Source organism: Jeotgalibaca sp. A122, from assembly GCF_052266715.1.
Taxonomy (GTDB): Bacteria; Bacillota; Bacilli; order Lactobacillales; family Aerococcaceae; genus Jeotgalibaca.
Genome location: NZ_JBQPRB010000002.1, coordinates 101,431 through 116,439 on the forward strand (window position 1 = coordinate 101,431; position 15,009 = coordinate 116,439).

Here is a 15,009-nt window from a genome sequence, read left to right on the forward strand (position 1 = left end):
AATTATATTTAAATAATGTCCCGAAACGTTCTGATGTCGTGGAAAAATAAAGTTAGGAATGTTATCATGAAGATGAGAATTTTTTAATGTTAAATGTTTTTGAAAAGTTCTAACACAATATTTGATGGAGGAGGATAAGGAAAAATGAAAAGTTCGGCTTTAGCACACATCGAAAAAGAAATGTATTTATTCAATAATGGTCAACATTTTGAAAGTTACCGTTTTATGGGAAGCAAACCCAGTTCTGAGAATAATAAAAACGGTTGGCGTTTTACGGTTTGGGCTCCGAATGCCAAAACTGTATCATTAGTAGGTGATTTTTCCGAATGGGGTGAAATCCCAATGGAAAGCATTGGGGAAACTGGGGCATGGTCTATTTTCACTGAAAAAGCAGAAGTGGGCCATTGCTATAAGTACCTCATTGAGACCCAGGATGGAAAAACTTTTTATAAAATCGATCCTTATGCACTCGCTTTTGAAGTACCACCAAAAGATGCTTCAATTGTCCAAGATTTACCAGAAAAAAAATGGAAAGATAGTTTATGGTATGCAAACAAAAAAAGAAAATCTATCTACAAAAAACCTCTTAATATCTACGAAGTGCATTTCGCTTCATGGAAGCGCCATCCTGATGGACGTTCTTATTCATTTAAGGAATTAGCTGAAACATTAATTCCATATGTAAAGGAAATGGGCTATACCCATATTGAATTCATGCCTTTAATGGAACACCCGCTTGAGGCATCTTGGGGCTATCAAATAACCGGTTATTTTGCTGTTGCAGCTCGTTATGGAAATGTGTTAGAACTACGGGAATTCGTTGAAGAAGCCCATAAAAATGGCATTGGTGTCATTGTCGATTGGGTTCCAGGACATTTTTGTAAAAATGACTATGCTCTTCCTTATTTTGATGGCACACCAACCTATGAGTATCACGATCCAAATCGGGCAGTGAATAACCGATGGGGAACAATGAATTTTGACTTAGGAAAAATGCAGGTCCATAGTTTTTTAATTTCAAATGCAATTTTTTGGATGCAGGAATTTCACTTAGATGGGATACGTGTTGATGCGGTATCCAATATGTTATACCTGGACTACGATGAGGGTCCATGGACACCTAACGAAGATGGCAGTAACCATAATCAACAAGGTGTAGACTTCTTGAGGAAAATGAATAAAACAATCTTTGCACGTGATTCAGACATGTTGATGATTGCTGAGGAAAGCACCTCTTGGGCTAATGTGACGAAGCCTAATGAGCTGGATGGATTGGGATTCAATTATAAATGGAATATGGGATGGATGAATGATACTTTGCGATTCTTTGAGATGGATCCATTGTTCCGTAAAGATAATTTTAACCTCATTACATTTTCTTTTATGTATGCCTTCAACGAAAACTTTGTTCTGCCATTTTCACATGATGAAGTGGTACATGGCAAAAATTCATTATTGGGCAAAATGCCAGGGGATCGTTACAACCAATTCGCTACGCTTAGAACTTTACAAGCCTACCAAATGGCTCATCCCGGTAAAAAATTGAACTTTATGGGGTATGAAATTGGTCAATTTTTGGAATGGCGTTTTTATGAGGAACTAGAGTGGGATGCCCTGGAAAAAAATGAATTTAATAAAGAATATCAGCATTTTATTAAAACATTGAATCACTTGTATCGTAATCAGAAAGCGCTACACGAAATAGATGAATCTTATGAAGGAATGGAAATTATCGATGCGGATAACAATGAAGAGTCAGTCATATCGTTTATTCGTAAGTCTGAAAAAGAACGCGATTTCTTAATTATTATCACCAATTTCACTCCAGTTGAAAGACGTCATTTCAAAATTGGGGTTCCATATCGCGGAACCTATGAGGAATTATTAAATACTGAAATGCTGGAATTTGGAGGAACATGGACAAAAGCACAACCAGAAATGAAATCAGTAAATCAACCTTACAAACAGTTCGAGCACACAATTGAACTGGTTGTCCCAGCTATGGGGACAGTATATGTACGGCCCAAAAGAGTTTATGGCTTGAACAAAAACAAGAAAGCATAAAAAGGAGGGGAAGGGAAGAATTGGCTGTTCTTCCTGAAGCATATGAAAAATAAAATGATGGCAATGATTTTGGCTGGTGGCCAAGGAACACGATTGGGTAAATTAACAAGAGAAACTGCTAAACCAGCAGTTCCTTTCGGTGGACGTTACCGTATTATCGATTTCGTATTAAGTAACTGTGCGAATTCAGGCGTTAGACAAGTTGGAGTTGTAACGCAATACGAACCACTCGAATTGAATGATCATATTGGGAATGGTGAACCTTGGGGATTAAGCGGACACGAAAAGGGAGCAACTATCCTTCAACCGTATACAAACTCAGAGGGTGAAAAATGGTTTGAAGGAACAGCAAATGCGATTACCCAAAACATCGCCTTTATCGACTCCAAAAACCCAGAATATGTATTGGTTTTATCAGGGGACCATATTTACAAAATGGATTATGATGCGATGCTGCAATCCCATATCGATAGAGATGCGGACTTAACAGTTGGGGTAATTCCGGTTGATATTAAAGAAGCCTCAAGATTTGGAATCATGAATACCGACGATAATGGCAAAATTATTGAATTTGATGAAAAACCAAAAGAACCTAAAAGTAATTTAGCATCAATGGGGATATACATCTTCAACTGGAAAAAATTGCGGAAATACCTTGTGGATGATAACAACGGCAGTAAAGGAATGATGGACTTTGGTCATGATGTGATTCCAGCCTATCTCGAAAATAATGAAAGCATATATGCTTATTCCTTCGATGGGTATTGGAAAGATGTCGGAACGATCGATAGTCTGTGGGAAGCCAATATGGAATTTTTAGATCCCGATCATAGTCTGAACATCAGGGATGACAATTGGAGAATTTATTCTAAAAATCCGGTTGCTCCTCCACAATTTATTTCGGAAAATGGGAAAGTTAACAATTCTATGTTAGCAGATGGCTGCTATATTGACGGTTCTGTTGAACATTCAATCGTGTCACAAAATGTAGAATTAGGAGCTAATAGTTCCATTGAAGATAGTGTTATTATGGCGAATGCAACAATTGGCAAAGATGTTACGATTAAATACGCTATTATTGGTGAATTTGCAAACATCCAAGATGGCGTAAAAATAATTGGGACGCGCGATAATATCCAAGTAATTGGTTTTGAAGAACAAGTAGGAGGAACAGACTATGAGAATGAATAAAATTACGGCAATTCTGAGTTTAACTGATCCTAGTACAAGGGAAATGCAACCATTAACAACGTATCGACCAGTTGCAGCTTTACCTTTTGCCAGTCGGTATCGGGCATTAGACTTCCATTTGTCAAATCTTAGCCACGCAGAAATGGATTCTGCGGCCATCTTTATTGGTGGTTCTGGACGTTCTGTGTATGACCACATTAGAAGTGGTGCTGTATGGAACCTGGAATCAAATTTAAGCGGTGGAATTTTCACTTTTTCCCAAACTTACATGAAACAGCAAATGAGCGATCAACATTTCGATGAAAATCATTTCTATGAAAACCAAAAAGAGTTTCTAGTAAAATCAAAAGCAGAATTTGTTGTAGTTGGCGGTGGGAAAATTGTTGCTTCATTAGATTTTTCTGATATTCGCGATTTTCATATGGCGCATAGTGGGGATATGACAGTCGTTTATAAAAACATGCCCGTCCAAGAAGTTCAAGGTCACCCTCACGAAAAGGTGATTCGCCTAGACGGTGATCATGATGTATTAGGGTTTGTTTCGAGCGCTGATTTCGATTATACAGAAGATAAGGTTCCAATGAGTCTAAACTTCTATATGCTGAGTGTTTCTAAATTATTAGAATTAATTGACCGGGCAGACAAAGAAGGGATTCGTATGGATATTGACCGCCTCGTTGCCTACTATGCCCAGTTCTACCAAGTTGATGCGTATGAACACAAAGGTCCGATAGCTAATTTAGATTCGATTAAGTCTTACTTTGAAGCAAACATGGCATTGCTTGATAAGGATTACTATGATGCTGTTTTCCATGGTCCTAGAAGAATTATTACAAAAGTTAAAAATGAAGCACCTACCTATTATTGCGACGGTGCAAACGTAAAACGATCCTTATTAGCAACTGGTGGCTTCATTGCAGGTTCGATTGAAAATTCAATGGTTTTCCGCAAAGTAGAAGTAGCGAAAAATGCAGAAATTCGTGATTCAATCATTATGCAAGGAGCTAAAATAGGTGAAGGGGCTGTATTGGAATACTGTATCCTGGATAAAAATGTCACCATTGAACCGGGCGTTGTCCTAAAAGGTTCAAAAGATAATCTGATTGTAATTGAGAAAAATAGAACCGTTCAGGCTTAGAAAAGAGGAGACTTATGAAGATCTTATTTGCAGCAGCTGAAGCAGCACCTTTTATCAAGACGGGCGGATTGGGCGATGTAGCAGGAGCTTTACCAAAAGAACTAGTAAAGCAGGGAGTCGACATTCGCGTCGTTCTCCCTTTCTACAGCCAAATATCTAAAGAATATAAAGATATAGCTGAAGACCTGGTTTATTTTTATATGAGCGTAGGAAAAAAATGGGTTTACTGTGGCATTAAAACACTTGAACTTGAAGGCGTAACCTATTACTTTGTGGACAATCAAGACTACTTCAATCGCCCAGGCTTGTATGGTGAGTGGGATGATGGTGAACGCTTTGGATTCTTTTCGATGGCAATTATTGAAATGATGGAAAAGATTGGTTTTATTCCAGATATTATCCACGTTAATGATTGGCAAACCGCTATGGTGCCAGTCCTGTTGGTTGATAAATACCATTGGGTTGAGGCACTTAAGGGGATTCGCAAAGTGATTACAATCCACAATATTCTGTTTCAAGGTGTTTATCCGCAAGATGTTCTAAGTGGGGTTTTTGGCACGGGGTATAACATTTTCCATGAAGCCGGAGTAGCCTACTATGATAACGTGAATTTCCTTAAAGGTGGCATCAATTTCTCAGATGTTGTTACTACAGTTAGCCCCTCCTATGCCCAAGAGATTCAAACGCCTGAATTTGGAGAAGGGTTAGATGGCACGTTACGGTATAACTCGTGGAAAATTCGGGGCATTATTAATGGCATAGATTACGATATTAACAATCCAGAAACAGATAAAAGAATCCCACACCATTACGATATCACTGACTTGAGTGGTAAAATCGCGAATAAAAAAGCTTTACAAGAGCGTCTGGGACTTCCTGTTGATGAACAGATTCCTCTCATTGGAGCCGTCAGTCGTTTAACCGGACAAAAAGGCTTCCAGCTTGTAGAGGAAAAAGTACAAGAGTTAATGCATACCCGTGAAGTTCAAATTGTGATATTAGGAACGGGGGAAGCACAATTTGAAAATTCATTCCGTTATTTTACGCAAGCTTATCCAGATAAATTTAAAGCAGTTATTGATTTTGACGTGGCTTTAGCACAACAAATTTACTCAGGAGCAGACATATTCTTGATGCCTTCTGCCTTTGAACCGTGTGGCCTTTCTCAAATGATTTCAATGCGATACGGGACGCTTCCAATTGTTCACGAAGTGGGTGGTCTAAAGGATACCGTGATACCCTACAACCAAATTACCGGAGAGGGTACTGGTTTTAGCTTCTGGGGATTCAACGGATACAATCTATTAGGGACAATTTACCGTGCTCTGGATGTTTATGAAGAAGAACCAGAACAATGGGGAAAAATTATCCATCAGGCCATGAGTAGCGACTTCAGTTGGACCCATCCTGCTCAAGACTATTTGTCACTCTATCAATCTCTTGTATAGAACAACTACTTAGTTTTAAGGGGGATGTACATGGAAGCAATGGACGTTAATCAATTCAAGGAAAGATTCAAAAAAAAGTTTGAAGAAATGTATGCATTTGATTATAAAGAAGGCTCGAAACGTGAGCAATTCCTTGCTTTAGGCTATTTGGTCAAGAATTTATATTCTGCCGATTGGCGCCAAACTGTTAAAGATTACAAAGACAAAGGTTCGAAACAGGTTTATTATTTTTCAATGGAATTCTTGCCTGGGCGGATGCTGAAAAGTAATTTATTAAATCAAGGTTTGCTGGACGTTGTTAAAGAAGGTTTGTCGGAATTAGGGTTAAATCTCGATGAAGTGGCAGATGGTGAGATGGATCCAGCATTAGGAAATGGTGGGTTGGGAAGACTAGCAGCTTGCTTTATGGACTCGATTGCTTCAACAGGTTTAGCGGGTCATGGAAATGGTATTCGCTATCAATATGGGTTATTCAAGCAGAAATTCATCGATGGTAATCAAATTGAACTACCTGAAAATTGGTTAAGAAATGGTAATGTTTGGGAAGTTCGTCGTGAGAACAAAGCTGTAACTGTTCGCTTTGGCGGTCAGGTCACTTTGGAAAACGATGATAGGAATGTCACGCGCGCGCATTACCATAATGCGATGAATATTCTGGCTGTTCCTTATGATACGGCTCAAGTAGGTTATGAGAATGGCGTCGTAAATAACTTGCGTCTATGGTCTGCGGAAATTCCATATGGAGAAGAATACTTGTATCCAACCGATGAAGCCCGGGATCAAATCAAACAGATCACTGAGTATCTCTATCCAGACGATTCTAATTATGAAGGCCGATTACTACGTCTAAAACAAGAGTACTTTTTCTCGTCTGCCGGTGTTCAAAGTATTGTACGTTATTTCAGGGAACTAAATTTGGACTGGAGTTATTTCCCGGATAAAATTGCCATTCATATTAACGATACCCACCCAACGTTAGTAATACCTGAGCTAATGCGTATATTGATGGATGAAGAGGGCTTATCGTGGGACCAAGCTTGGGAAATTACGAAAAAAACAGTCAGCTATACCAATCATACCGTTCTCCAAGAAGCAATGGAACGTTGGCCAGTTGATATGGTCGCTCAATTATTACCAAGAATTTATCAAATCATCTTAGAAATAAACCGCCGTCATATTGAAAAGAAAATTCCTTTATATGGTGAAGAACTAACATACCGTACAGCTATTATTGCAGACGGTCAAATTAAGATGGCAAACTTGGCTATTATTGGGAGTCATAGTATTAACGGTGTAGCGAAATTGCACACGGATATTTTGATGAATCAAACGTTACATGATTTCTACTTAATGTATCCGAGTAAATTCAATAATAAAACCAACGGCGTTACTATGAGACGTTGGGTTCAAATTTCCAATCCAGGATTAACAGCGTTATTGGATGATGTCATTGGCACGGAGTGGAAAAAATCACCTAATGAACTGGTAGTCTTTAAGGCTTATGCAAATGACAAAAATGTCTTGAAACGTTTAGATGATGTAAAACTTGAGAACAAAAAGAAATTTGCAAAGTATGTTTGGAATGAAATGGGTATTGAAATCGATCCTACAGCTATTTTTGATGTCCAAATCAAACGTCTGCATGCTTACAAACGTCAATTATTAAACGTTCTGCATATTTTGGATCGTTATAATTACATTAAAGATAATCCCGGTGTAGATTTACCGAAACGCGTTTTCATTTTTGGAGCAAAAGCTGCCCCAAGTTACCATTACGCAAAACAAATTATCAAATTAATTAACGAAATTGCCAATATGATTAACAATGATGAATCTATCAATGACTTAATCAAAGTGGTATTTGTTGAGAATTATGGTGTATCGTTGGCCGAGTTGATTATTCCAGCTGCAGATATCAGTGAACAAATTTCTCTTGCTGGTAAAGAAGCTTCGGGGACAAGCAACATGAAGCTGATGGCCAATGGCGCTTTGACGTTGGCAACAATGGATGGTGCGACAATCGAAATCCATGATTATGTAGGTAAAGAAAATATTTATATTTTTGGATTAACGAATGAAGAAGTGCAAGCTTTGAATGAAAACAGAACTTATAATTCACGCCAGCTTTATGATTCAAATCCGCGGATAAATAGAATCTTGAACATGTTGATTGACGGATCAATTCCAGGGATTGAACATGTGGGGCAAGATATTTTTGATAGTTTAGTTAAATATAACGATGAGTATTATTTGTTACAGGATTTTGATAGTTATATCGAAGCGCATAAACAAGTGGATGAAGATTTCCTTGATCGGGAATTATGGAATAAGCGTGCACTTATGAATATCGCTAACGCTGGACCTTTCTCTGCGGATTATACAATTTTGAGATATGCAGATGAAATCTGGAAAATCAAACCGGAAGAAGAACATGTTACGCTTTAAATTGAAGCAGAATATACAAAAAGAGATTAACCAAATTATTGGTTAATCTCTTTTTTAGTTCAGGGAAAAATAATTTTCAAGATAAACGGCTAAGCCATCATCATGATTTGAAAATTCAGTTATATCATTGGCAATGTTTTTAAGTTTATCGATTCCGTTACTCATGACGACACCGTGTCCGGCGTATTCAATCATTTCCATATCATTATCTTCGTCGCCGAACGCCAAGATATTTTTGCGTTCAATCCCATAGAAACGAGCGACTTCATCGACACCAACAGCTTTCTGGATTCCAGGTGCAACTATCTCAAGACAAGGCAACGTGCCGCCCCACGTTCTGATAGAAAGGAGGTCCCCATATCTTTCCATTATCCGTAAGCGAATTGCTTCTTGTTTATGTTCATCCATGAATAAACTTAAAGCTGTGGGTTTCTCATCTAATTTAGTTGCGGTCGAAATAAAAGTGGAGTGTGTATTTTTGGGATAGAATTCATTGACCGGGATTTCTTTGTATGTAGCATAAAGACGTTGCTTGCCTTCAACACTGATCCAGTCAATTCCTAAATCTTCTTGGTGTTCCAACAAATCCGTTACTAAATCCAAATCCAACGTTTTATGGTAAAAATCCTTTGTCTCAGGCAAGTGACAAAGCGCTCCGTTAAAATTAACCAGAGGAGATGTTAGACCCAATTTGTCATAGAATTCTTTACTGTTACGATAAGGTCTTCCTGTCGCGATCATGACAATATGGCCTTCGTTTTTTATTTGGTCTAATGTTGAGATGGTTCGAGGCGATAATTGAGAGTGATTATTTAATGTCGTGCCGTCCAAATCAATTGCTATTAATTTCTGATTCATTTGTCCTGAACCTCCCTTTGTTTATTGGCGCTTATTTCTGCATAATGTTACACTAAATATAGTAAAAAATCTAGTATTAGGTACTTGGTAAGGGGTTGGTAAAATGATTATAGTTGATAAAAAAATCGTAAATAACATTCCTGTTATTGAATTGGTAAAGAGTAATCAGATTGATAAAAAAATACCACTCGCTATTTTTTATCATGGCGTTACCAATCAGAAGGAGCAGGGCTTAACGGCAGGATACGAATTAGCACAACGTGGCTTTCGAACCATTATTCCGGATGCCTTTTTACATGGTGAGAGAAAAGAAGAGCCTTACCAAGGACCAAAAGAAATGGCGTTTTGGCATATCGAATTAAAGACCGTAGAAGAACTGCCGGCTCTCGTGGATTATTATGTAGCAAAGGGCCTAGCGACCAAAAATCAAGTTACAGTAACGGGACTATCGATGGGAGCTATCGCTACTTGCATGGCCTTCGCTAAATATCCCTGGATAAAAGCTGGCGGCTGTTTAATGGGAAATCCAGACCCTTCCTCTTTTACCCAGTGGCTACTGACTTCGCAGTGGCGCTCAGTAGTTGAAGGGCTCGAAAGTATGGATCAAGATGTTGTTTTGCAAGCAATGGCGCCTTTTAATCCACTAAGCTTAAAAAGAGCACCTGAAAAAATAGCTGGGAGACCTTTTTATATTTGGCATGGCGAAGAGGATGAAACAGTTCCTTTTGAACAGATGAAGGCATTTGTGGAGTCAATAGCCCAAGAGCCTTATGCAAAAAACGTACATTTTGAATTTTATGAAGGGCATGCACATAAAGTTCCTTATGAGGTATTCGTCAACATGGCCGACTATCTTGGAGTTTAAAAGTTCGGATGCGATTGTTATTTTATAAAAAAGTTGGTAAGATACCCTTAAAGATTTGAAGGAGGATTTGAATTGTCTGAATCACCATTAGAATATTCAAATGAAGAAATAGAAGCAATCAAAGAACGGGTATTGGCAGCTTTAGAGCAAGTCATTGATCCTGAATTAGGTATCGATATCGTAAATCTGGGTTTGATATATGAAGTCATCTTAGAAAAAAATGGTTATTGCCAAATAAATATGACCTTAACGACAATGGGATGTCCACTAGCAGATATTATTCAGGATGAAATCCACCGGGCATTAAAAACGGTTCCTGAAGTTAAAGATATAAATTTAAAATTGGTTTGGTATCCAGCCTGGACAACAGAACGCATGTCTCGTTATGCGCGAATTGCATTGGGTATCAGATAAATAGATTATCAATAGAGAAACAAAAGCAAATAATTAATAGGGGCGACAAGGTAGGATAACTATCTTGTCGCTTTCTTTATTGTGATAGTTGCGATAAAATTAAGCTAGAATCATCCATAAGTTCAAAAAGCATTTTGAGGGGGTGATAAATGTGTTGGAAACTATATTTTTAATTGTAGGATTCGTCAGTTTGGTCCTTCTGTTATTCACCAATCGTTTGGTGATATTTGGTTTACTTTCAATAATCAGCTTTTTTGGCTATTTTATGGTAGTTGATAGTGGTACATGGCTGACTTTTTTACTGTTTTTGTTTGGAATTTTACTTTTGATTGCAGAGGTATTTATTCCCGATTTTGGCTTAATAGGAATCATCGGAGTTACCCTAATTGGTTTTGGTTATTTTTCAAATAGAGCCGATTTATGGGGAAGCGTCATGGATTTGTCATTGGCACTTATAATTGCTGTCATTACTGCCTATGTTCTTTTGAAAAAAGGATACAGATTTTTACCTGGAAAGAATCTAGTGCTTGGTTCAGCCTTAAAAGGCAATAGGGGTTATTCCACTGGAAATAATTATCAAGAGTATCTTTATGAAAAAGGAACAGCCCTTACAACCTTAAGACCATCTGGCAAAGTTGAAATAAACGGAAGAACGCTCGATGTTGTAAGTGATGGGAAAATTATCCAAGAAGGTTCAAGTGTAGAAGTTGTACATGTTGAAGGAATAAAAATCATTGTGAGGGAGTTGTAGAAAGATGCCAGAAGGATTAATTGGTTTAATAATTATTGCTGTTTTGGTTATTTTAGTATTATCATTGTTTTTCCGTTTTGTGCCAGTAGGACTTTGGATTACGGCCTACTTTTCAGGAGTAAAGTTAAAAATTTCTGATTTGATTGGAATGCGCCTTCGAAGGGTTGCACCAAGTATGATCGTTCAACCGATGATCAAAGCAACGAAGGCTGGTTTGGATATCGACATCGGTGAGTTGGAAGCCCATTATTTAGCTGGTGGGGACATCAACCAAGTTATCGATGCATTGATTGCAGCCCAACGCGCAAATATTGACTTGGAATTTGAACAGGCAGCGGCAATCGACTTAGCCGGCCGTAATGTTTTTGAAGCAGTTCAAGTTAGTGTTAACCCTAAAGTAATTGAAACACCCATTATTGCAGGGGTTGCAATGAACGGTATTGAAGTAAAGGCAAAGGCTAAGGTAACGGTTCGAGCAAATATCGAACGACTAGTCGGTGGTGCTGGTGAAGAAACCATTATCGCCCGTGTTGGAGAAGGAATCGTAACTACCGTTGGTTCTGCCATAACTCACTCTAAAGTATTAGAAAATCCGGATTCAATTTCCCAAACGATTTTACGAAAAGGCCTAGACTCTGGTACCGCTTTTGAAATTCTATCCATCGATATCGCGGACGTTGACGTCGGACGTAACGTCGGTGCGAAACTACAAGCCGAACAAGCTGAGGCCGACAAACGGGTAGCGCAAGCAAAAGCCGAGGAAAAACGTTCTCTAGCTGTTGCTGAAGAGCAAGAAATGATTGCCGAAGTTCAAAGACAACGAGCAAAAGTAGTAGAAGCTGAAGCACAAGTTCCATTGGCTCTAGCAGAAGCTTTGCGGAATGGCAACCTCGGGGTAATGGATTATTACCGTATGAAAAACATTAGTGCCGATACAGAAATGAGAAACTCACTATCCAACAATAAAGATAGAAGTGATACATAATGACTGCTATCATGATTTCCTATTTGTTTAATCTCTTGATATTTGCGTTTGTACTAGTTATTTGGGTGACTTTTATTCGAAACTTAATTCGTAGTGCCCGCAAGGATACGCGACAAACTACCAAACGTAACCAATGGGATAAAGCACCCATCACAAAAACTGTTAGACAAGTAAGTGTGGACAGTGCTCAAACTTATTCAAGAAGTCAAAGTAGAAGAACGAACCAATCACAAACCCAAACGCGAAACAAATCATGGCAAGAATTATTGAGTGACAATCCTCAAGAACTCTATCAGTTATTAAGGGATAATTTGCCTGATTCATATGAAGAAGAGATAAAAGCAATATTCAAGTCGCAGAGGCCAATGATGGAATTAATGAAATTTCTTCGTCGCAAAGATGTTTGGCCGGTTCTGCAATCCTTACCAAGGAAAATAAAAACCCCTGATATTAAAAAAGGGGAACTGTTTCAAACTCAAAAAGATGAACAGTCTATAGCTTCACCCTATCTAGAGGAGGAACAGCCGTTTTATGATGAAACATCTGATTTAGATAAGGATGCTGTTGTACTTAGCCAAGAAATTGATGCTGTGATAAACGAGTATGATGGTTATGCGGCCTATTTTGGTAGTTTGTTAAACGAAGTACCAAAATCATCGGTTGAGACATGGCAATCAATTTCGACCTCTAGAAACACTACATCGGGCACTAAGGGAAAAAAGTTAGATAAAAAATGGTTAAGAGATGCTGTTATTGCCACAGTCATTTTAGAAAAGCCAGAATATTAATCCAGGAGGAATGGCATGATTCGTTTAACAGGCGTCAATACACTCGTTTTTAACGATGAATTGACTAATAGCTCAAAACAACAATGGGAATATTTTTCAGAATTAGCGAAAATCGGTGTTCCATTTATTGAAGTTCGGAGAGAGTTTATCCGAGATTTCGAGGTTGAGCTACTAAAAACTAATAAAGAAGCTTCGAAACTAGGATTAGCGCTTTTGTACTCTATTCCGTCAACTTTATTTTTTGAAGGGAAAGTTAACAAGGAGTTAACTTCGTTCTTGAAGGAAGCAAAAGAGTTAGGTGCCATTCAGATAAAATTAACAATTGGCGATTACAGGGGTTTTAATCCAGAGTTGGTTTCGGAATTGAAGGAGATATTTGACAAATTCCCCGATGTCCGCGTGAGTATTGAGAATGATCAGTCCATCGAAAATGGTAGTATCCAAGCGTTGCAAACATTTATGGAGAGCGCATTGGCAAATGGTTTAAACTTTGGCCTAACATTCGATACAGGTAATTTTGTATACATAGACGAAGAACCACTAACTGCGGCTTCAAAACTAAATAAATACGTTAATTACATTCACATTAAAAATGTCACAAGAACCAAAGAGAATAATGTAGAGATGACACTATTCCAAAATGGTGATATTCCAATTAAGGAAGTAATGAAGGCAATTGATGAAGAAGAGAGAGTTATTGCAGCAATTGAGTACCCATGTGGTTCTACAGATGAGGCAATGGCTATCTTGAAGCAACAATTTAATTTAATAACACAGTAAATAATTATAATCGGCTCAGGCATTTTTGTCTGAGTTCTTTTTAATTTTAATCGCATCTTGTTATGTGATATACTTGAGAGCGACAAGTTTTAATCGGAAAGGAATAAAGAAATTGACAGAACCAGCAATCAAGTATCGTTTGATAAAAGAAGAAAAGCATACAGGTGCGCGTTTAGGTGAAATTACAACACCTCATGGAACATTTCAGACACCTATGTTTATGCCAGTCGGTACATTAGCTACCGTTAAAACCATGGCACCAGAAGAATTAAAAGAAATGGGCTCGCAAATTATTTTGAGTAATACTTATCATTTGTGGTTACGCCCAGGGGCTGAACTTGTTGAGGAAGCAGGCGGCTTACATAAATTTATGAATTGGGATCGGGGTATTTTAACGGATTCCGGAGGCTTCCAAGTATTCTCATTAGCTGAAAATCGTAAAATTACAGAAGAAGGTGTTCATTTCCGTAACCATTTAAATGGATCAAAAATGTTCCTTTCTCCAGAAAAAGCGATAGATATCCAAAATAAATTAGGTGCAGATATCATCATGAGTTTTGATGAATGTCCACCCTTTAGTGAAAGCTACGATTATATCAAGGACTCTGTGGCTAGAACGAGTCGTTGGGCAGAGCGTGGTTTAAAAGCACATAATAAAGCTGATAAACAAGGTCTATTCGGCATTATTCAAGGTGCTGGATTTAAGGATCTACGTTTACAGAGTGCAAGCGACTTGGTTTCAATGGACTTCCCAGGCTATTCAATCGGGGGATTGTCTGTTGGGGAAACGAAGCAAGAAATGAATGCAGTTCTTGATTATCTAACGCCAGTTATCCCTTCTAACAAGCCGCGTTATTTGATGGGGGTCGGCGCACCGGATTCATTGATTGACGGCGTCATTCGTGGTATCGATATGTTTGACTGTGTTCTACCGACAAGAATTGCCCGCAATGGTACATGCATGACAAGTCAAGGTCGTCTGGTTGTAAAAAATGCTAAATATGAACGGGACTTCCGTCCGCTAGATGAAAAATGTGACTGCTATACATGTAAAAATTATACACGTGCCTATATTCGACATTTATTCAAAGCTGACGAAATTTTTGGATTGCGTTTGACAACGTATCACAACCTGCATTTCCTGCATAATTTGATGAATAATGTCAGACAAGCAATCATGGATGATAATTTGTTGGAGTTTCGTGAAGCATTCGTCGAAGAGTATGGCTTCAACAAAGAAAATGCTAAACTGTTTTAAAATGTTATGGTATCATTTAAATAC

General features: G+C 38.2%; 13 protein-coding genes. 12 read left to right on the forward strand and 1 reads right to left on the reverse strand.

Annotated features, from left to right (window positions below; all coding sequences use genetic code 11):
- The first annotated feature begins 144 nt into the window (after positions 1-144).
- From glgB to ACTU7M_RS03175, 5 genes are read left to right on the forward strand one after another with little or no spacing between them, the layout of a single operon-like run.
- On the forward strand, positions 145-2,064 hold the full coding sequence (gene glgB / locus ACTU7M_RS03155) for a 1,4-alpha-glucan branching protein GlgB (RefSeq protein ID WP_443472922.1): 1,920 nt from the start codon (positions 145-147) through the stop codon (positions 2,062-2,064).
- 42 nt (positions 2,065-2,106) lie between these two features.
- Entirely contained in the window at positions 2,107-3,255 is a 1,149-nt protein-coding gene (locus ACTU7M_RS03160; protein WP_443472923.1) for a glucose-1-phosphate adenylyltransferase, read from the forward strand.
- Entirely contained in the window at positions 3,242-4,393 is a 1,152-nt protein-coding gene (gene glgD, locus ACTU7M_RS03165) for a glucose-1-phosphate adenylyltransferase subunit GlgD (protein ID WP_443472924.1), read from the forward strand. The genes ACTU7M_RS03160 and glgD overlap by 14 nt, the downstream gene beginning before the upstream one ends.
- A gap of 14 nt (positions 4,394-4,407) precedes the next feature.
- Positions 4,408-5,841 (forward strand): glycogen synthase GlgA, encoded by a 1,434-nt coding sequence (gene glgA, locus ACTU7M_RS03170; protein ID WP_443472925.1) that lies wholly within the window; start codon positions 4,408-4,410, stop codon positions 5,839-5,841.
- Between the two features lie 39 nt (positions 5,842-5,880).
- Positions 5,881-8,286 (forward strand): glycogen/starch/alpha-glucan phosphorylase, encoded by a 2,406-nt coding sequence (locus tag ACTU7M_RS03175; protein ID WP_443473131.1) that lies wholly within the window; start codon positions 5,881-5,883, stop codon positions 8,284-8,286.
- Between the two features lie 54 nt (positions 8,287-8,340).
- On the opposite strand, the gene ACTU7M_RS03180 is transcribed toward ACTU7M_RS03175, so the two are convergent.
- Positions 8,341-9,144, reverse strand: coding sequence for a Cof-type HAD-IIB family hydrolase (locus tag ACTU7M_RS03180; RefSeq protein ID WP_443472926.1), 804 nt, complete (start codon positions 9,142-9,144; stop codon positions 8,341-8,343).
- A 103-nt stretch (positions 9,145-9,247) separates the two neighbouring features.
- Between ACTU7M_RS03180 and ACTU7M_RS03185 the strand changes: the two genes are divergently transcribed.
- The 7 genes from ACTU7M_RS03185 (at position 9,248) to tgt (ending at position 14,985) form a co-directional block, all read left to right on the forward strand.
- Positions 9,248-10,009, forward strand: a complete 762-nt coding sequence (locus tag ACTU7M_RS03185; protein WP_443472927.1) for a prolyl oligopeptidase family serine peptidase — start codon at positions 9,248-9,250, stop codon at positions 10,007-10,009.
- A gap of 72 nt (positions 10,010-10,081) precedes the next feature.
- Positions 10,082-10,423 carry a metal-sulfur cluster assembly factor gene (locus tag ACTU7M_RS03190; protein WP_443472928.1) on the forward strand — a complete coding sequence of 114 codons (342 nt, stop codon included), beginning with the start codon at positions 10,082-10,084 and terminating at the stop codon, positions 10,421-10,423.
- Between the two features lie 151 nt (positions 10,424-10,574).
- Positions 10,575-11,174: an NfeD family protein gene (locus tag ACTU7M_RS03195; RefSeq protein WP_443472929.1), complete on the forward strand. Its 600-nt coding sequence runs from the start codon at positions 10,575-10,577 to the stop codon at positions 11,172-11,174.
- A gap of 4 nt (positions 11,175-11,178) precedes the next feature.
- The gene (gene floA / locus ACTU7M_RS03200) at positions 11,179-12,159 is read left to right on the forward strand and encodes a flotillin-like protein FloA (protein ID WP_443472930.1); all 981 of its coding nucleotides are present in this window, start codon (positions 11,179-11,181) and stop codon (positions 12,157-12,159) included.
- Positions 12,159-12,947, forward strand: a complete 789-nt coding sequence (locus ACTU7M_RS03205) for a hypothetical protein (protein WP_443472931.1) — start codon at positions 12,159-12,161, stop codon at positions 12,945-12,947. The genes floA and ACTU7M_RS03205 overlap by 1 nt, the downstream gene beginning before the upstream one ends.
- A 15-nt stretch (positions 12,948-12,962) precedes the next feature.
- Positions 12,963-13,727, forward strand: a complete 765-nt coding sequence (locus ACTU7M_RS03210; RefSeq protein WP_443472932.1) for a sugar phosphate isomerase/epimerase family protein — start codon at positions 12,963-12,965, stop codon at positions 13,725-13,727.
- 112 nt (positions 13,728-13,839) lie between these two features.
- A complete protein-coding gene (gene tgt, locus ACTU7M_RS03215) occupies positions 13,840-14,985 on the forward strand; it encodes a tRNA guanosine(34) transglycosylase Tgt (RefSeq protein WP_443472933.1) in 1,146 nt (381 codons plus the stop codon).
- The last annotated feature ends 24 nt before the right edge of the window (positions 14,986-15,009 follow it).